Consider the following 20284-nt stretch of genomic DNA (forward strand, 5'->3'; position numbering starts at 1 on the left):
AAATGAAAGTTGTTTTTTTAGAAGACGTTAAAGGTAAAGGTAAAAAAGGGGAAGTCAAAGATGTTGCGGATGGCTACGCTAATTTCCTGATCAAAAACCGCAAGGCTGAAGAAGCGAACGCCGGTACTATTTCCGCATTGAAAGGCCAAAAGAAGGCTGAAGAGAAGAAGCAGGCTGAGGAGTTGGCAGCAGCCCAAGAATTGAAAGCACTGCTGGAGAATGATGAATCAATCATCAAATTGTCCGCAAAAATTGGCGAAGATGGTCGTTTGTTCGGTTCCATAACAACGAAACAGGTTGCTGAAGCATTGCAAAAGCAACATAATGTTAAATTGGATAAACGAAAAATTGAATTAGAAAATCCTATCCGCGCATTGGGTTTCACAAAAATGCCCGTAAAAATTCATCCGGAAGTGACAGCGATGTTGACTGTCCAAGTGACGGAAGGGTAATAATTTTCCAAATACAAACGAAAGACAGGGATACCGATCTCTGTCTTTTCGTTTGTTTATGAGGATCACTGAGGCAACCCCTATAATATAGAAGAAAATAAATCTGACAGCCTTATTAAGGCGGATAGCCCCAGCAGAATTTTTGACAAAAGGGAACGAACGTTCGTATTTCTGAATTGTAAATGTGGCTGATTTAGGATACAATAAGGAAGCAAAAGACGAGGTAGCCAGGAATGATTTCCTCGTCCGAATGAAAAAACCTAAAGGGTGAAAATATAAAATGGAAGATACACTTCAAGATCGCATACCCCCTCATAGTATAGAAGCAGAGCAATCCGTTCTGGGTTCCATTTTTTTGGATCCTGAAACGGTTGTGAATGTTTTAGAATACCTTGAATCATCTGATTTTTACAGAAAAAATCATCAGATTATTTTTGATGCGATTTTGCAATTGAACAATCGGAATGAAGCGATAGACGTCGTCACCATCTCGAATGAGTTGGATACGAAGAATCAGCTTGAAAATGCTGGTGGTATGGAGTATTTGGCCGAATTGGCGGTTGCGGTACCCACTTCAGCCAACGTGGAATATTACGCCAAGATAGTGGAAGAGAAATCGATCTTGCGCAATCTGATCCGATCGGCTACAGAAATCGTCCGCAAAGGCTATGAAGAGGGTGATGAACTCGCCGTCATGCTGGACAGCGCCGAACAGAACATCCTTCAGGTATCCGAACGGAGAAACCGATCCGGCTTCATCCGCATATCGGATGTCGTTTCGGCATCGCTGCAGAACATCGAATCGTTGGCTCAACGAAGCGACGACGTGACAGGGGTGCCAACAGGCTACATCGCCTTGGACAAAATGACGGCGGGCCTCCAGAAAGAAGAGCTGATCATTCTGGCAGCGCGTCCGGCCGTAGGTAAGACCGCTTTTGCGTTGAACATCGCGCAGAATGTCGCAACCAAGGCGGATCAGGTAGTCGCCATCTTCAGTTTGGAGATGGGGGCGGAGTCATTGGTCAACCGGATGCTGTGTGCGGAAGGGAACATCGATGCCGGCCACTTGAGGACAGGGCAGCTTTCTGAAGATGAGTGGTCCAACCTGATCATGGCGATGGGGACGCTTGGGCAGTCCAAGATCTTCATAGATGATACGCCGGGGATCCGGATTGCGGAAATCAGGGCAAAAAGCCGTCGTTTGCTGCAGGAGCAGGGGAAACTGGGTCTCATCGTGATCGACTATCTGCAGCTGATTGAAGGGAATAACCGCGAAAGCCGCCAACAGGAAGTTTCTGATATTTCGCGTCAATTGAAGAAATTGGCGAAGGAACTGAAAGTACCGGTAATCGCCCTTTCCCAATTGTCCCGTGGCGTGGAGCAAAGGCAAGACAAGCGTCCGGTATTGAGCGATATCCGTGAATCGGGATCGATCGAGCAGGATGCGGATATCGTTGCTTTCCTGTACCGTGATGATTATTACGAACGTGAAGGCGGCGAAGAATCGGAACGGGATGAGCAGGAGAACAATGTCGTTGAGGTCATCATCGAAAAAAACCGGAGCGGGGCGCGGGGAACCGTAAAGCTCCTGTTCAAAAAGGAATTCAATAAATTTTCTTCGATGAGCTATATGCCGGAAATTAGTTGATGATATTGGACAAATTGTTCAGAAATGAGCGCTTTTATTTGATTCTTTATTGAAAGACATAGGTAATATTGGTAAACTAGCATAGTGTTATGAATAAATAAGATGAGGTGGAGTAAATAATGACTTCAGTAGTAGTTGTTGGGACTCAATGGGGAGACGAAGGTAAAGGGAAGATTACAGATTTCCTTAGTGAGAATGCAGAAGTAATCGCTAGATATCAAGGCGGAGACAATGCTGGCCACACAATCCAGTTTGATGGCGTTACATACAAATTGCACTTAATTCCATCCGGCATTTTTTATCCAGAAAAAATCAGTGTAATCGGAAACGGCGTAGTAGTGAATCCGAAATCATTGATCAAAGAATTGGCATATTTGAAAGATCACGGCATCAACACGGATAACCTACGTATTTCCGACCGTGCCCACGTCATTTTGCCTTATCATATTCAATTGGATCAGCTTCAGGAAGATTCAAAAGGCGAAAACAAAATCGGTACGACGATCAAAGGTATCGGGCCAGCTTACATGGATAAAGCAGCGCGTGTCGGTATCCGTGTAGCTGATTTGTTGGACAAAGAGATCTTTGAAGAGCGCCTGAAGATCAACTTGGAAGAAAAGAATCGTCAGTTCACAAAAATGTTCGATTCTGTAGAAATCAAATTCGAAGATATTTTTGAAGAGTATTACCAATATGGTCAAGAACTCAAAAAATATGTTTGTGATACATCCGTTATCTTGAACGATGTATTGGATGCAGGCAAACGTGTCCTATTTGAAGGCGCACAAGGGGTTATGCTGGATATCGACCAAGGTACTTATCCATTCGTTACTTCTTCCAACCCGGTTGCTGGTGGCGTAACCATCGGTAGCGGTGTGGGCCCTACCAAGATCGATAAAGTTGTCGGTGTCTGCAAGGCTTACACTTCCCGTGTCGGCGATGGCCCGTTCCCAACTGAATTGTTCGATGAAGTAGGAAGCCAAATCCGCGAAGTCGGTCGTGAATACGGCACAACGACTGGCAGACCGCGCCGTATCGGCTGGTTCGACGCAGTTGTTATGCGTCATTCAAAACGCGTTTCAGGCATCACTAACCTATGCTTGAACTCAATCGATGTTTTGAGCGGCTTGGAAACAGTTAAAATCTGTACTGCCTACAAAAACGCTGAAGGTGAATTGATTTACCATTATCCAGCAAGCTTGAAGGAATTGGCTCAGTGTACGCCTGTTTATGAAGAACTGCCAGGCTGGAGCGAAGACATCACTGGTTGCCGCACATTGGAAGAACTTCCTGAAAATGCACGCAACTATGTCCGTCGCGTTCAAGAAACAGTTGGCGTTCGCATTTCCACTTTCTCAGTGGGACCTGACCGCAACCAAACGAACGTATTGGAAAACGTTTGGGCAACTATCTAAGACAGTAATGAATATAAAAAAGAGTCCGCATCCGGAGATACTATCCGGAAGTGGACTCTTTTTTTCGTGAAGTAATTGCATTTTATTGAAAAGGAGAGTAAAATAATATTTATTACGTGATCAGCACGTGATAGGGGTAATTAGCTCAGTTGGTAGAGCAGCTGACTCTTAATCAGCGGGTCGGGGGTTCAAACCCCTCATTACCCATACATTATTATTTTAGAAGCCTTGGAAACATTGATGGAGAGCGATTCCTGATATGTCCCAAGGCTCTTTTTTTTTTTTTCACTCAGAAAAGCACTCAGAATAGATAAATACACGTTAAAAACCAACGTAGGCGGCGAATTTTTCGGCGCTTTTTTCTTTGGCTTTTTTGGTGACATGGGTATAAATATTCATGGTTGTTTTAATGTCCGAGTGGCCTAAACGCTCTTTCACTTCCTGGATCGGTAGACCAGCCTCAAACAATAAGCTGCAATGAGTATGCCGTAACCCATGAACCGTGATAGTTTTCAAATCATGCTTCTTGATGATTTTATTAATCCGATTGGTGACGGTGGCATGCTGCATATACTCATTTTTGTAGGTGGTAAATACCACTTGCGTAGGAGCCATAGTATTAAAGCCAAGTTTCAAATATTCTTTGGATTGTTCTTTGCGCCATTCTTTAAGAATTTTCAGGGTAACTTCATCAATGGCAATGGTACGCACACTAGTTTTTGTTTTTGGTGTTTGAATAATCAGACTATTATTTTCTCCCCTAGCCAGTGTTTTATTCACGGTAACTGTACCCCTTACAAAATCTATATCCTTCCATTGTAAGGCTAATGCTTCACCTTTACGGAATCCAGTGAAGGCCAGTAAGCGAAATAGTGCATACCACCGCATATAACCGTCCTCTTTGATGCAACTCAGGAAGTTCTGAAGCTCTTCTTTATTGTAGAAGTTTTCAACTTTTTCCCCATCAACTATTTCTTTACGTTTGGGCATAATGATTTTACGCATAGGATTCTCACGGATCAAATCTAAAGAAATCGCATAATCCAATACCCTGGTAACGTAATTCTTCATGATTCTGTATTTTGCTAAGGAATTGCACCACTCATTGACCTTTTTTTGACAGAAAGTAACCGTAATTTTTTCGGCTCTCAAGTGGCCAAAAGCTGGCAAGATGTGATGCTTGAATAACTCTTGTGTTTTAACGTAGGTGCTTTCCTTTACAGTATCCTTGTAAGCCACATCGAACCATAGCTCATAGAGTTCCGCAAACGTATTATAGTTGGCTTTCTGGTAGCCTCGCTCTTCAAATTCAACCTTCAAGCGCGACAAGGCAAGCTCAGCCTCTTTTTTGGATGCGAATCCCTGACGGGTTACGTTTATTTCCGTTCCCGTTTCCGGGTTCATGCCCAGATAGGCTTTAATTTTGTAGTAGGTTTTACCATCTTTTTTCTTGTATTTTGTAATTTTATTAGCCATATTATTTCCTCTTTCCAACGCAGGCAGCGGTTTTCAAGAGGTGCCGGGAAACCCGACATTATATTATTTTTTGTTTCTATTTTTTTGAATTCCAATTACAAGGTACTCCAATGCTTTCACTTCTTCATTAGATAGTGGTTGTCCATCTAACTCGATTGCAATCTTTCTAATATCTACTTCAGGACCTAAAAACTTTCCGGACAATGATTTTTCAATAGTAGTCTGCACTTCTTCATTTTTTTTGAAGTAATTAAGAACGTTATTTAAGTTGACAGTTTTATTGGCTGTGTCTAACTTCCCATTCCATTCGGAAATAGCATTTGCTTGACTCGTCAACTTAGAAAGTAGAATATTTCCTTCAGTTAGTTGGCTGCTTTTTGCTTCCAAATCGCTTAAGGTTTTACTACTTTCATCTAATAAAATCCGATTATTCATCTCTTTTTTTATTTCATCTTGTTCAGCTATCGAATCGGTTAGCCCGCTTAATAATTTACTTACAATTGAATCAGTCGGAAGGCTTTTACCATTTTCAAGCTGAGATAGATATGATTGTGAAACACCGGTAACCTTTGATAGTTCTACCATAGTCATCTTTTTCTTCTTCCTAATTTCCCTAAGATAATTAGCAAAATGAATTTCATTCATGACATCCCAACCTTTCATTTAAATTCATCTATATAATATCACAGAAAAAGTGATATTAATACAAAAACAATAAAAAGTATTATTACTTGCGATATCACAATTAAAATGATAACATGAAGTCATGAAAAAATATCGCAGTTTAAGCGATATTTAGAAGGGAGGTAATAATTATGAGGAAACAAGCGAATCAGGAAATTAGAACTCTGATGAAGGAGAAGAATCTTTATCAGTGGCAAGTGGCGGTTGAACTAGGAATTTCTGATGTGGCTTTAGTCCGGTGGCTTAGATTACCGCTTTCTTCTGATAAAGAAGATGAAGTGATGAAGGCAATCAATGCAGCAGCGGCTAAACAAAACACATAGAGAGGAGGACAAGTATGGCAGAGTTAAAAATACCACTACCCGACACGCTGCAGGACGAACTGAAGATAATGATTCTGAACGCGGCAACACAAGCAATTGATGAGGCGGTAAAGCGTGTAATGATAAGTAAAGATTGGATGACCATCAAGGATATCCAATCTCTAATGAACGTATCGGCCAACACCGTCTCCTCATGGATCAGAATGGGCCTACCGGTTTCGGTAGTAGGGCAAAAAAAATTTATAAATCGGGACAACTTAAATGCCTTTTTAGCGAAGCATGAAAAATAACCGCAAGCGCAGGCAGCGTAAAAAAACGCCAAAAGGGAATACGAGTTGAGTGCTTTTCTGAGTGGAAAGTATGTTTTTATTGATAAATAGCTTTTAAAAATTGGCTTGACTGGGTTTTAAATAAATCGGGTTGCGGTTGTATAAAACTTGAACCTGAAGGGAGGTGATGAATAAAATTCAATTCCAACAGAAAAGGAGGGGAAATATTGAACAAACAAGAAGAAACTTTACAGCGTGTTAAGGGAAATTTATATAAATTTCCTGAATCACTCCTGGCGCAACATGTTTTGCACAACAATCTTGTACCATTGGTTAAGCTGATTGAAAAATGTGCAAAAAAATAGCCTTGTATTCTTGAGCGGCAAACTCGACACAAGGCAGACGATATAAGAAGGATGAAACGGCTTCTTTATTTCTATTATACATGAAAATAGTAAATATATAGAGAAAAAATTAAAAATGAAGTCGTTGTGCGGGTTGAAGATACAGTAATATGCAAACTTTTCAAGAGTAGGTAGGAGGTGAATCGTGTGGCTCGACCCATAAAAAACGGCTTATCCTATTTCCCATTAGATGTAGATGCCGATTATGCCGATAAAATCCAGTTGATAGAGGGGCTTTATGGTCCGATAGGATTCGCAACGGTGATCAAGTTATACATGAAAATATACAGTTCCGGCTATTACTATCCATGGGAAGAAAAGGAACAAATTTTATTAGCTAAACGTGTGGGAATAGAAGTTAATACATTGAATAACATAGTGCTCGATTGCATTAAATATGAGTTATTCCATGAAAAACTATTTTCTGAATACAAAATACTGACTAGTGAAGGCATTCAGAATAGATTTTTCATTGCCGTGGGAAAGCGAAAACGTGGTGTTGTGTACCGTGAGTACCTCCTCATAAACGAGCGAGAATTGAAAGACATGTGTCCCTCAATGACCATAGAGAGCATTATTCAAGGGAAAACTGAAGTTATTCAGGAAATAACCCCGGTTATTCAAGAATCTGGTACACAAAGTAAAGTAAATAAAATAAAAGAAAAGAAAAGAAAAATAAAGGGTGCTACATCGAATCAAGATTCGATTGAAGAATGTTTCCAGGAAATTTGGAAGCTGTATCCGAAGAAAACCATGCGGAAGGAAGCTCTTGCAGTTTTTAATAAAGAGATGGGCAAGGGAACGGATCCGGATATTATCAAAAAAGGCATTGAAAACTATCTGCGGGATTTGAAAGCTAACCCTTGGAAGAAGCCCATGGACGGCGGCCGATGGTTTCAAAAAGAGCGGTGGGAGGATGAATATCAAACATCCCCGTACCAGAAGCCGGAAGATGATAAAGAAATTATGCGCATTGAAGAAATTGCGAAAGCAAGGGCGGATAGTTATCTGGACAAACCAGTTGATGAAAGGGAATTGCCATTTTGAGGAGGTAAGGGAAATGAATGTACAAAAAATTATCGGTAATAAAAGGGAGAGCGAGAGAGTGATGCTTGACCATCTGAAGATATTCGTTGATGAATATTGTACCGCTGGAGATAATCCGGGAATCCATTCAAATACATTTCAAAAAATCAAGGACCTTAAAACAGATGAGATTTATTGCCCAAAATGCAAATTGGAAAGTAGAAATAACCAAGTCTCCCTTGCAGAAACACAAGCTAGTTTTCAGTGGGAGGGCAATACGAAAAAGCGATACCTGGAAAGGTATTCCATCTTTGGTGGACAGTCATTTCTGGGAAAAGGTTTTAAGGGGTTTGACACCAACGGGAAAGCTGAGGTGGATGTAAAAAAACAAGCAATGGATATAAGTAAGGGGATAGCCAACGGCAAGATTATGAATTGTCTCCTTACAGGCCGGCCAGGTACAGGAAAATCACATATTAGCTATTCTATGCTAGTCAATATCAATAAACTGTCAGCTGAATATAGGGAGCAGCTTTCTTGCGTATTCGTAGATTTCACGACAGTACTACAATTGATAAAAGCTTCATATAGCAATGTGGCAGCTGATAAAAAGACAGCTGATTATTATCTCAATCTCATGAAAAATGCTGATGTTCTATGCATTGATGATCTAGGGACCTCAGAAGGGAGCGTTGATACTGATAAGCAAGCAACAAGGCACACGTACGAAGTTTTGTTCCAAGTACTCGATGCAAGGGAAGGGACAAAGAGCACAATTATCACCACCAATCTAACTTATGGACAATTGAAGGCAGTCTATGATGAACGGATTGTTTCGCGGCTATCCACGAACCTAAATATATTAGATTTTTCATTGATAAACGATAAGCGCCCGGGATTCGGTTTCTAGGAGATAGAGCAACTATCGAAATTAAGGGGCATTTCCGAGCCTTTAACCCTGGCGTATATAAGTTATCGATGTGAAACAGGCTATCCCAAATTGGAAGTTTTTAGTTCATAAGGTAACACATAATTAAATTAAATTTTAACAAAATAGGAGGATAAAAAAATGATTAATGGAAATAAAATTATACCTGAAGAGAATGCCGCTAAGCTACTGGAGGCAACGTATAAATTTTTAATGGACAAAAAAAGACCGTATGAAACCCTGGAACCTCAAAAAATTACATTTACTGTTCATAATTTTCAAGAGACTGAAACATGTCCGGCACCTGGGGTATTTTTGGGAGTAGATATGCTTGATGGGCCTGAGGACTGGGGGTATCAGCATCAGCGTTGGCACAATAAATATGATTATGGCCAATTGCCACTCCTTCTTCCGATAGAAGAATTTCAAATTTTCAAAATTGGGAAAACGTATACCGCAAAAGCAGTTAGAAAAACAACAAAAAGTAACAGCATCCCTTACGTTTATTATGAAATCTTTGATGTGGAAGACACCGGGGATACCCTAAAAGAATTTCCTATTGAAAAAGAAAAAAGAATTGGGGTGCCGTATTCATTTGTATTTCGTGTTAATGAAATTTTGGAACAGGGAGAGCATTGGGGATATTGTGATGCCCCCATCCCTTTGATAAAAGCTGAAATATTGGAATTTCATTCCGAGTATCCTACTGCTCCTGACTTAGATCTCGTCGAAGAAATTAAAATTTTCGATCACCTTCTGTTAGACAAACTAAACGTAGGGCAAATATACTGTGCACGCGCATTTAGTGATAACGACGCCCCTTATTATAGGGGTGATAACCCAGATGAGGATATCCAATGTTTTTATTTCTATCTGCGGCTTCAAGAAATGCCTTTAAGATTACAAGAAGATAACCTCAATAAATTTCTTCGTGCACTTCAATAGGTTAAAAGAATAAGGACGAAGGGGGAAGGCACTAGTTGTTTTCCCTATTCTTTTGGGCGTTTTCAGATTGAAAGGGGGGGCGGCGCATGGATCAATTTGATATTTGCATGATTCATAAAATGGGGACGGAGATAAAAGGGAGTGGCCCTATTGACGGGGTTAACTATAAAATGGACTATTCGGAGAGTAAAGGCGCTATGGAATTTGACGGATGGTGCATAAGGATAGAAAGCACACCTTGCAATTACGGAGGGCAAAGGCCGTGGTTTATATGTCCCTATTGCGAAAAACGCAAGAGGAAGCTTAATTGGGCGAATCATGAGCTTATATGCCGAAGTTGCCTGAACTATGGATATTATTGCTTGAACCGGACAAAAACGGATTATCATTACTATTACATGATGGCAAAAAAAATCTGTTTAAAGCTCGATCCTCATTTTGAATGGGAAGGCGGCCGGATAGGATGCGGCGTATTTCCAAGCAAGAAAAAGGGAATGCATTGGAAAACCTACCAAAATTTGCGGAACAGGTACCGCGAATATATGGATAAAGGCGATAGGTTGATTTCTGATAGAGTGGGTGCAATAATCAGAAATAGCCCTTTTAAAAGATAGAAAATGATAATGTCTTCCGAATATTATTTTCCATTTTTACAGTGTAGAGAGTAGCTTTAGCGAGCTGCTCTTTTTTTTTTGCTTTGGCAATAGGGCAGTCCATTCCTAGATATAGATATTGCAGCATCACATCGTTGGGCACGTTAAGCTATGAACGTTTTGAATAAGAATGGGTGTATAATTAACTTAAAGAAGTTAGCTCGTATGAATCAAAATAATGGAGACAAGACGGAGAAGATAGTTCAATGCCAAGGAGCAAAAATAGGAGAGATACGCACGGTCGTGGGAAGAGAGAAAGCGGCACTAATTGACCAATAGGAGGCGGTGAAAGCATGAATACCTACATACCGGATTTGTGGATAAAGCATCCAGAAAACAAAGAGCAGATCGAAAAATTGGTTCGGGAATACGATGCCATAAACTATACGGATATCTTGCAAAGCGAAGAGGATGGGTTGGAGAGAAGGGCAAAAACAACAATCATCGTCCAAAAATTGTACGAAATAGGTGAAATAGAAATTGCTGCCATGTTGAGGATGTAACTTTTATTTGAAAAAGGCATGTGTGAAGTCGAACCTCAAGCGGCAATAAAAGGAAGATGTGAAATAATGAGAAAGACAAAATATTACATAACGACGATGCGAAATGGGAAAAATGTCCTTTTGCAACATGGCGGCTGGATGTATAAATATGTCCCGGAACGCAAAGCTTGGGAAGTATCTGATTTTTGGTACGACGAAATCGTCATGAACGCCTTCACGGATTTCGAGGAAATCGACAAGGGACGCGCCGACGCGATAATCGCAAATGAGGGCGCTTTTTAAAATTTAATAACAAGATCAAGTATCTATTTAAAAAATAGGTACTTTTTTTATGCGCAAAATAAGGGGGAAGTCGTAGACCACGACGGTATTAAACAGGGGAGCAGAACTACAGTTAGCATCCGTATTACAGAAATAGGCAAAAAAGCGCCCACTAGGACGTTTTTCGTCATAGTGGGAAAGGAGAATGGGGTGACCGTAAAAGAGGGGGTAACGTATGGGTATCGGCGATAAACAGCATTAGAATTGTGAGGGTCTATGTTGTGGACCTAGGTAACCACCAAACAGGCGTAGTCATCTGATGGCACAAGCATTTCTGCTGAAGGGAGCGTGGTCCAAATATCTACCTGATGTCGATTTTTTATTATCAGGAACTATGAAAGATGCAGTGAATAAGGAGAACGGAGTAAATATGTGGCCTACCCATTGTAAAATAGTCTCATGAGAAATTTTAATTTCTGATATAGCATTAATAAATAATCAAATTTGATATAATATAATTAAATTTTATACGTTAAAAGTAATTCCATAAGGGAAGAGCAATTCATTTGATAAAAAATAATAAAATATTACTAATCGAAGAGGAAAAGGTGATTTTTAGATGGCAAGTGCAGCTTTGGGAATTGAAGAAAAATTATGGTTAATGGCGGATAAACTTCGTGGGAGTATGGATTCATCTGAATATAAAAATGTAGTACTAGGACTTTTATTCTTGAAATACATTTCGGATGCTTTTGAAGAGAAACATCAAGAATTGTTACAAGATGAATATGCAGATGAAGAGGACCGCGATGAATATTTAGCGGATAATATTTTCTGGGTCCCGAAAGAAGCAAGATGGGGATACATTAACCGAAATTCCAAAAAGCCTGAAATTGGACAAATCATTGATCACGCGATGCTTATGATTGAGAAGGAAAACCCAGCTCTAAAGAATGTGTTACCTAAAACTTATTCTAGATACGACTTGGATAAAACCCTTTTGGGAGAGCTAATCGATCAATTCACGTTTAAAGTTGGTGATACAACAAGCCAAGAACAGGATATATTGGGGCGTGTTTATGAATACTTCCTGAGTAAGTTTGCAAGTGCTGAAGGTAAGGGTGGGGGAGAATTCTACACACCTCGAAACGTTGTGCAATTATTAGTTGAAATGCTTGAACCCTATAGTGGGCGAGTTTATGACCCTTGTTGTGGATCCGGAGGCATGTTTATACAGTCAGAGAAGTTTGTGAAAGAACACCAGGGAAATATCGGTAATTTATCCATTTACGGACAAGAATCAAATCCAACTACTTGGAAATTAGCAAAAATGAATTTAGCTATTCGTGGTATTGACGGAGATTTGGGACCAAACAACGGAGATACATTCCATAACGATCTACATAACGGTCTGAAAGCAGACTACATTCTTGCAAATCCACCATTTAATATAAAAGACTGGGGTGGAGAGCGTTTAACGGACGATAAGCGTTGGAAATATGGTGTACCACCAACAGGTAACGCAAACTATGCGTGGATTCAACATATGGTTTCGAAACTAGCCCCTTCTGGTACTGCAGGATTTGTATTAGCAAATGGCTCTATGTCGACCAATACATCGGCTGAATTGGAAATTCGTAAAAAGTTAATCGAGGATGATATTGTGGAATGCATTGTAACTTTACCAGGACAATTATTTTATTCGACTCAAATCCCCGTATGTCTATGGTTTGTGACAAAAAATAAAGAACGTCAAGGGAGAAAGGGAGAAATCTTATTCATTGATGCTCGCCAAAAGGGCGCAATGGTTGACCGAACACATAAAGAATTCTCGGATGAAGATATTAATGAAATTACATCAATATTCCATGCTTGGAGAGGAACGAATGAAGAAATATACGAAAATATTGCAGGTTTTTGTAAGACTGCTAATTTAGAAGAAGTTCAGAAATATGATTATATCTTAACGCCTGGGCGCTATGTTGGACTAGAAGATGCCGAAGAAGACGTAGAACCGTTTGATGAAAAAATGACACGTCTTAAAGAAGAACTTGCTGAGCTATTTAACCAATCTCATCACCTCGAAGGAGATATTAAAAAAAGGTTGGAGGCGATAGGTTATGGGTTCTAATACATGGAGGAAAGTTCTCTTAGGAGATGCTTTTGAACTAATTCCAGGGTATGCATTTAAAAGCTCTAGTTTTATTGAACTCGGAATTCCCGTACTTAAAATTAAAAATATAAAGCCTATTAATTTAAAATATGATGAACTCGCATATGTCGACCCTCATTTTTTAGAGACTAAAGATAAATACCTCGCAGTTCATGGAGATTTGCTTATTTCGATGACCGGAAACAGAATCGATGGAACACCCTTAACGTGGGTAGGAAAAGTATCATACTTTAATAAAGATGAAAAATACTTAGTTAATCAGCGAGTTGGCATTTTAAGAAAAAAGTCTGAAGAATATGATAGTAAATATTTTGCATATTTGCTTAGCACAAATGAAATGCAGTACCATTTTATTTCAATTGCGACAAGTTCCGGTGGACAGGCTAATATTTCACCCGATCAAATCAAAAATGTTACACTTTTAGTCCCTCCGTTAACTGAACAAAAAGCCATTGCAGATACTCTTTCGTGTTTCGATAACAAAATCGAACTCAATAACCGCAGCAACAAAAACCTTGAAGAAATCGCACAAGCTATTTTTAAACACTGGTTTGTTGATTTTGAATTTCCTGATGAGAGCGGTAATCCATATAAATCAAGTGATGGTAAGATGGGGCAAAGCGAATTAGGGGAAATACCGGAAGGATGGGGAATTTGTAATTTAGAGGATATTGCCGAGGTAGTAATGGGACAATCTCCAAAGAGTGATACATACAATAATGATAATATAGGGTTGCCGTTAATTAATGGAGCAAGCGACTTTAAAAAAGGTTACATCAACCCATTAAAATATACTTCAGATCCAAGGAAAAAATCTCAGCCAGGAGATTATGTTTTTGGAGTCAGAGCAACTGTTGGAAATGTAACGTATATAGATAAAGAATATGCACTTGGGCGAGGTGTTGGAATTGCTAGAAGTAAGATGAAATCGCTAAATGAATTCTTATATTTCGTATTAGTCAAAGGAATAAATTATTTAGAGTCAACCGCAACGGGGAGTGTCTATATTAACTTATCCAAAGATGATTTTAGATCTATGAGAATAATATCTCCTCCAAATAGTTTAATAAATGATTTTCATAGAATTACGATAAGTATTTTTGAAGAAATTAATTTAAAGTACAAGGAAAATTTAAATTTGCAAGAGCTACGGGATACTTTACTACCAAAGCTAATTTCAGGAGAAATTGAATTACCTGTTGAAGAGGGGGTATGACATTGAACGAGTACAGCTTTTTAGAAGACGATTTGGAACAAGCTTCTTTAGAATGGTTGGAGGAAATTGGCTATGAAGTGCACAATGGCTCTGAACTTGCTTCGGATGGCGTAAAAAGTGAACGGGAAGATTTCAGTGAGGTAGTGTTAAAGAATCGTTTGAAATTTGCTTTACAACGCATCAATGATGTTTCTGATGAGGTCATTGATGAAGCAATTCGGAAGATTACGATTCCCCAGAATCCGCAAATGCTTGTCAATAATCGTGCTTTCCACAAGATGGTAACTGACGGTATAGACATTGCGACTAGGGAAGATAATCGCAATGTAACTAAGAAAGTATGGTTATTTGACTTTGAGCATCCACAGAACAATGAATTTTTAGCGGTGAACCAATTCACGGTGATAGAAGGAAAGGAAAATAAACGTCCAGATGTCATTTTGTTCATTAACGGCCTTCCTTTGGTCATTTTTGAATTGAAGAGTTCTACAAATGAAAAAGTTGGGACTACGGAGGCCTATAATCAATTCCAGACCTATAAACAATCAATTCCTAGTTTGTTTAACTTCAATGAAGTCCTGATTATTTCAGATGGCTGGAATGCTAAGGCCGGGACTATATCATCCAATGAAGAGCGTTTTATGACCTGGCGAACAACGGATGGTGCAGCTGAGGCAAAGACTGCGCAGGCACAACTGGAAGTTTTAATTAAAGGCATGTGCAGACCTGATGTTATCTTGGACCTGATACGCGACTTTATTGTATTCAAGGATGATGGAGAACACATTATCAAGATTTTGGCCGCCTATCACCAATATTATGCGGTAAAAAAAGCGGTAGATGAAACCAAGCGCGCGGTTGCGATGAACGGAGATCAAAAAATTGGGGTTGTTTGGCATACGCAGGGATCAGGGAAAAGTCTCTCAATGGTTTTCTATGCCGGAGAACTAATACAGGCATTAGATAATCCGACAATTGTAGTAGTGACGGACCGTAATGACTTAGATGAGCAACTGTTCGCGACCTTTGGACAATCAAGCGACATCTTGAGGCAAACGCCAAAAAAAGCAGATAGTAGGGGAGAGTTGCGCAGCTTATTGAGTGTGCAGTCAGGTGGTGTCGTCTTTACGACGATGCAGAAGTTTAATCCCGAAGAAAATGAAGGTCAGATGCCAGCATTAACCGAGCGTCGTAATGTAATCGTTATAGCGGATGAGGCGCATCGTTCCCAATATGGCTTCTCTGGACAAATTAATTATGACAACGACGAAAGTAACGTAAATTATGGTTATGCCAAGCATTTAAGAGATGCTTTGCCAAATGCCTCTTATATCGGATTTACGGGTACACCGATTGCGAGTGCCGATAAAAATACACAGGCTGTTTTTGGGCATTATATCGACGTTTACGATATGACCCAAGCCGTTAAGGACGGCGCAACGGTAAAAATTTATTATGAAAGTCGAATTATACCGCTTAATCTTCCAGAGGGAGTTCAAGTGGATGATATTGTAGAAGATATTATTGAAGAACAGGATGCCGATTACCAAACAAAAACGAAGCAAAAATGGAGCCGCCTAGAAGCAGTAGCAGGGGCACAAAGCCGCTTGAAGACGTTTGCTCAGGATTTTATTGAACACTTTGAAACGCGACAAAAGGCGATGTTCGGGAAATCAATGATTGTGGTTATGTCCCGCAGGATTGCTATTGAACTCTATAAAGAAATAATTGCGTTACGGCCCGAATGGCATTCGGATGATGACAATAAAGGTGTTATTAAAATTGTCATGACAGGAACTTCAAGCGATCCTTTGGAGTGGCAACCATTCATCGGTAATAAAAGCCGTAGAGAAAACTTAGCAAAACGCATGAAAGACAATGAAGACCCCTTAAAAATCGTTATCGTCCGCGATATGTGGCTGACAGGCTTTGATGTGCCAGCCTTGAATACGATGTACATAGATAAACCGATGAAAGGTCATAATCTGATGCAAGCAATCGCTCGTGTGAACCGTGTATTCAAAGATAAGCCGGGTGGATTGATTGTCGATTATATCGGTATCGCTGAGAGCTTAAAAGAGGCCTTGCAAGAATATACAACAGATGACCGCAAACAAGCAGGTATCGATACTCAAGTGGCCGTTGACTTGATGTTAGAAAAATATGATTTGATTCAAGAGATGCTCTATAAACACAATTATTCTGATTTCCAATCCGAGAAACAGTCCATACGTTTCAAAGTATTGAATGAAACCGTTGACTTTATTTTGGCATTAGGCAAAGAGGAAAGAAAACGTTTTTTGGATTTGGTGACGGAACTATCTAAAGCCTACGCCCTTTGCGCAATGGAAGAAGAATCGAAAGAACTAAATGCTGAAATTGGATTCCTTAAAGCAGTAAAAGCAGGGTTAATTAAGATTATCAGCCCAGGGGATAAGCCAAAACTATCCCAAAAAGAAGTAGACAGTCGCATTCAACAAATGTTATCGAAATCGATTATTTCAGAAGGTGTAGTGGATATATATGAATCATTAGGCCTGGAAAACCCTGATATCTCTATCCTTTCCGATGAATTTTTGGCGGATGTCAGAGCTTTACCGCAAAAAAATATCGCAGTGCTCTTGTTGGAGCGTTTGTTGAGAGGAAAGGTCAAGTCCGTCCAAAGAATGAACGTCGTCCAAGCTAAGAAATACTCAGAGATGCTGAAAAATTCCATTGATAAATACAATAAACGCAGCATCCAAACTTCCAAAGTTATTGAAGAATTGATTGAAATCGCCAAAGAGATGCGCAAAGCGGCAGAGCGAGGAGAGGACTTAGGGCTTAGCCAAGATGAAGTTGCCTTTTATGATGCGCTTGCGGATCATATGACCGCCAAAGAAGTATTGGGCGATGAAACACTCCGTGCAATCGCACATGAACTGACTAAAGTAATTAAAGAAAATATGACGATTGACTGGAATAGAAAAGAGTCCGCCAGAGCAAAAATGCGGATTACCGTAAGAAAATTGTTAAGGAAATACGGATATCCGCCAGACTTAGCAAAAATGGCTGTGGAGACAGTTGTGAAGCAGGCTGAGTTGATGGCGGGGAATATATAATGGATTTATATTTGAAATATAAAGATTAAAGAAATGAGCGGATTATTATTACCGTTTTATCAAATTTGCTGATAAATCATTCTCAGCAGCTTTGAAAATAAATTTATAGAAGTTGAATCAAATTTTTTGACCTATATTCGTTATCATAACAGGGTAATGCCTAGAATAGTTATAAGGTTTAATAACTATTCTAGGCATCACCTAATCTGTGAAAGAAAAATTCAACTTACATATACTTTTATGATGTACTTCTAATGTATATATCAATAAAGAAATCTGAAAGGATAAATCTATGAGTAAAGGAAAGAAAAAAGAGTTATACATAGTTATTTTTCTACTTATGATGAGTTTAATTTCTATGTTAGTTGACTTAGACCTAATAGTCCCTTTAAAAACAATAAATATTTCTGATGATCGAATTAATGAAATTATGTTATACATTTTTTCTGTACAAGCCTCGGTTGCAATTCTGGGAATAGCATTATTAGCATTGCTTTCAGAAGGATCCAAAGAAAAAAAATATGGAATTTATATATCCGATTATATTATGAATAAACGACCTTACATATTTAAACATAAATATATTATTATTTTTCAACTGTGCTTAATATTATTTGGATATTTGTTTCTATTATTTGAGTGGCTTAATTTGCTTGTTGCTTCCCTTGTTATCAGTATAACGCTTACAATTTTAATGACATTTTCAATTTTCGATTTATTTATAGATAGAAAAACAATTCATAAAAATATAAAAAATTATTGTATTTATCACTTTGATTGTCCTCCAACAAACAAGTTATTAGAAAATAAAATTCAAATACTAGAAGGATTAAATAATGAATTAATAAGCCTATCAAATGAGAATAAGATTCTTCAGTTACAAGAGAGTTTTTCACTATACGTGGAAATTTTTAAAATATTAATATCTAAAAACAGTGAAGAAGATATATTATTATTTGAAAAATACTTTGCGAATGGATCTAAAGCACTCTTGTTAACTCAAGATTCAAATGTTATATCAGAAGTGTTGAAGAATATCATTCAATTGTATCAACTGCATAACAATACGGAGAATAACAAAATTGATAAACTAAGACTATTTTATGAGATTGATGAACATATATACAAGTCTTTATCTAGCGTTAATGAGAGAGTTTTGTTAGATGAGAATATACTATTGTATTTACATAAAGAGATATATTTGAACGAAAAAAACGCATCTCAAAAAAATAAATCTGATGAAAATATTGTGAGTCGATATGCAAATAATATATATTTTCATTTATTAATGGATAATATAATAACTGAGAAAAATCAGAATTCAGAGTTTATAATTTATATGAAAAAACGTTTATATCAAACTATATTTTTTCATAAAATAGAAAACGAAATGCAACTCAATGAAGTTTTGAATTATACAAAATTATTAATAGACAAGAGCGAAATTAATGTTTTAGAAGAAACGCTAATAAAAAATATAAGGGATAATAGAGAAGATACAAAGTACAACTTAACTTATTTTTTCAAAGTTATGATTTATTTTTATTATATTATAGAAAAAGAGAATATCTCAGATGCCTATTTTATTGAAATTAAGGAAAATATTAGTACTCTCATTCATAATAACAGAACTATCATTTCAGCATATTTAGAGGAAATAGATTCAACCGACTTTGATTTTTTACAGTTAATCACTGACATAGATACAAGTTCTTTTTCCTGGGAATATTTTCCAGATAATGGTGAGGCAAAGTGGATGATGTATAGTTCAGTCTGTAAGGAGTTTATTGTATTCTACATTCTTTCAAAGAATTGGGATAAAGATAAGATTACAAGTGAATTAGAAAAAATTATCAATAATAATTCATTTTCATATTACAATTCATATCTAGGAAACAATAAAATCAAAACAAAAGAATCATATAGAAAGTTTTGTCAAAATTTTTATTATAATCATGGCCTCCAGGGTGATGAAAATATGCTGGAGGAAAAAATTGAAATTTTACAAAGTGCCCTCAATGATATTTATAGAAATCAAATAATCGAAAAGGGTAATCAAATTCCAACAACTATAGAAGATGAAAATAATTTCAGGCAACATATCACAGAGAAAGTAAAAGCTGGTTTAAGTTATATAATGAGTCCATTTGAAAAAAATATGTCAGATTACAAATCATCGAAAGATGTAGTAATCTACAGAGAAAATATTAGACTTGATCTTCTGAATGAATACACTGAAATTGATACATATGCAATAATTAGTTTTGTGACTAAATTGATTGATGTAATCCGTGAAAGCCTATTGATAGATTCTGTAAAACGAGATGACAACACTATGTTAGATATATTTTTAAATTTAATAGAGAACCTTGGCTTTCAAGTTGATACACTAATAGGCTATAGAGATTTTTTCTTTAATTTCAATAAGGAAAATGAGTTTAATAATTTTGAAATGGGGATACAGCATAAAATAAAGTTTAAAGGCGGACAAAATTTACTTTTTGCACTCGACCATAGTAAATTGTTTTTAGATGTATGTAACCTAGATATTTCCTTAAACAACCCAAATACTGAAGAAATATTAAATAAGTTAGATAAAAATGATGAAGGCCAGTTTTTATTTCATGAGACCAATGACATTTTTCTCCCGTTTGAAAAAGAACAGCTCATAAACCACTTGAATAAAACTCAACGTGAGTTAGTAATAGCAATTGATTTTAATTACAAGACTTTAGGAGATAAAATTGGGGTAGTGTTAGATACTAATAAAAGATAAATGTGAGTCAGTATGGGTTAATATTTTTTTA

At 37.9% G+C, this 20284-nt stretch carries 18 protein-coding genes and 1 tRNA gene; 17 read left to right on the forward strand and 2 right to left on the reverse strand.

The features are described 5' to 3' along the window. Nucleotides 1-2 precede the first annotated feature (2 nt). From rplI to PH235_RS08695, 4 genes are all read left to right on the forward strand, one after another. Nucleotides 3-452 carry a 50S ribosomal protein L9 gene (gene rplI / locus PH235_RS08680; RefSeq protein WP_272161959.1) on the forward strand — a complete coding sequence of 150 codons (450 nt, stop codon included), beginning with the start codon at nt 3-5 and terminating at the stop codon, nt 450-452. A gap of 280 nt (nt 453-732) precedes the next feature. After that, the gene (gene dnaB / locus PH235_RS08685) at nt 733-2100 is read left to right on the forward strand and encodes a replicative DNA helicase (RefSeq protein WP_086628724.1); all 1368 of its coding nucleotides are present in this window, start codon (nt 733-735) and stop codon (nt 2098-2100) included. A 119-nt stretch (nt 2101-2219) separates the two neighbouring features. Further along, the gene (locus PH235_RS08690) at nt 2220-3515 is read left to right on the forward strand and encodes an adenylosuccinate synthase (RefSeq protein WP_272161960.1); all 1296 of its coding nucleotides are present in this window, start codon (nt 2220-2222) and stop codon (nt 3513-3515) included. A 134-nt stretch (nt 3516-3649) separates the two neighbouring features. After that, nucleotides 3650-3722: transfer RNA gene (locus PH235_RS08695), tRNA-Lys, on the forward strand. 114 nt (nt 3723-3836) lie between these two features. Here the strand turns inward: PH235_RS08695 and PH235_RS08700 are convergent. Next, the gene (locus tag PH235_RS08700; RefSeq protein ID WP_272161961.1) at nt 3837-4991 is read right to left on the reverse strand and encodes a site-specific integrase; all 1155 of its coding nucleotides are present in this window, start codon (nt 4989-4991) and stop codon (nt 3837-3839) included. Between the two features lie 63 nt (nt 4992-5054). Further along, the gene (locus PH235_RS08705) at nt 5055-5654 is read right to left on the reverse strand and encodes a helix-turn-helix domain-containing protein (protein ID WP_272161962.1); all 600 of its coding nucleotides are present in this window, start codon (nt 5652-5654) and stop codon (nt 5055-5057) included. Nucleotides 5655-5806: 152 nt separating this feature from the next. Here PH235_RS08705 and PH235_RS08710 point away from each other — a divergent pair, with 152 nt between their 5' ends. The 13 genes from PH235_RS08710 to PH235_RS08770 all read left to right on the forward strand — a co-directional run bounded on the left by PH235_RS08710 (nt 5807) and on the right by PH235_RS08770 (nt 20253). Next, nucleotides 5807-5998, forward strand: coding sequence for a hypothetical protein (locus PH235_RS08710; protein WP_272161963.1), 192 nt, complete (start codon nt 5807-5809; stop codon nt 5996-5998). 14 nt (nt 5999-6012) lie between these two features. Then, a complete protein-coding gene (locus tag PH235_RS08715; protein WP_272161964.1) occupies nt 6013-6288 on the forward strand; it encodes a helix-turn-helix domain-containing protein in 276 nt (91 codons plus the stop codon). Nucleotides 6289-6494: 206 nt separating this feature from the next. Next, nucleotides 6495-6632: a hypothetical protein gene (locus PH235_RS08720; RefSeq protein WP_272161965.1), complete on the forward strand. Its 138-nt coding sequence runs from the start codon at nt 6495-6497 to the stop codon at nt 6630-6632. A gap of 186 nt (nt 6633-6818) precedes the next feature. Next, nucleotides 6819-7718 (forward strand): DUF4373 domain-containing protein, encoded by a 900-nt coding sequence (locus tag PH235_RS08725; RefSeq protein ID WP_272161966.1) that lies wholly within the window; start codon nt 6819-6821, stop codon nt 7716-7718. A 13-nt stretch (nt 7719-7731) separates the two neighbouring features. Next, nucleotides 7732-8607: an ATP-binding protein gene (locus PH235_RS08730; RefSeq protein WP_272161967.1), complete on the forward strand. Its 876-nt coding sequence runs from the start codon at nt 7732-7734 to the stop codon at nt 8605-8607. Between the two features lie 159 nt (nt 8608-8766). Next, on the forward strand, nt 8767-9570 hold the full coding sequence (locus PH235_RS08735; protein WP_272161968.1) for a hypothetical protein: 804 nt from the start codon (nt 8767-8769) through the stop codon (nt 9568-9570). An 86-nt stretch (nt 9571-9656) separates the two neighbouring features. Then, nucleotides 9657-10184 (forward strand): hypothetical protein, encoded by a 528-nt coding sequence (locus tag PH235_RS08740; RefSeq protein ID WP_272161970.1) that lies wholly within the window; start codon nt 9657-9659, stop codon nt 10182-10184. A gap of 332 nt (nt 10185-10516) precedes the next feature. Continuing rightward, entirely contained in the window at nt 10517-10726 is a 210-nt protein-coding gene (locus PH235_RS08745; protein WP_272161971.1) for a hypothetical protein, read from the forward strand. Between the two features lie 66 nt (nt 10727-10792). Then, nucleotides 10793-11008, forward strand: a complete 216-nt coding sequence (locus PH235_RS08750) for a hypothetical protein (protein ID WP_272161973.1) — start codon at nt 10793-10795, stop codon at nt 11006-11008. Nucleotides 11009-11606: 598 nt separating this feature from the next. Then, a complete protein-coding gene (locus tag PH235_RS08755) occupies nt 11607-13118 on the forward strand; it encodes a class I SAM-dependent DNA methyltransferase (RefSeq protein WP_272161974.1) in 1512 nt (503 codons plus the stop codon). Then, nucleotides 13108-14376: a restriction endonuclease subunit S gene (locus tag PH235_RS08760; protein ID WP_272161975.1), complete on the forward strand. Its 1269-nt coding sequence runs from the start codon at nt 13108-13110 to the stop codon at nt 14374-14376. Before PH235_RS08755 ends, PH235_RS08760 begins: the two co-directional genes overlap by 11 nt. Further along, nucleotides 14373-17477 (forward strand): type I restriction endonuclease subunit R, encoded by a 3105-nt coding sequence (locus PH235_RS08765; RefSeq protein ID WP_272161976.1) that lies wholly within the window; start codon nt 14373-14375, stop codon nt 17475-17477. Before PH235_RS08760 ends, PH235_RS08765 begins: the two co-directional genes overlap by 4 nt. Before the next feature lie 292 nt (nt 17478-17769). Then, on the forward strand, nt 17770-20253 hold the full coding sequence (locus tag PH235_RS08770) for a hypothetical protein (RefSeq protein WP_272161977.1): 2484 nt from the start codon (nt 17770-17772) through the stop codon (nt 20251-20253). Nucleotides 20254-20284 lie beyond the last annotated feature (31 nt).

The organism is Trichococcus sp. K1Tr (assembly GCF_028309625.1).
GTDB lineage: Bacteria > Bacillota > Bacilli > Lactobacillales > Aerococcaceae > Trichococcus.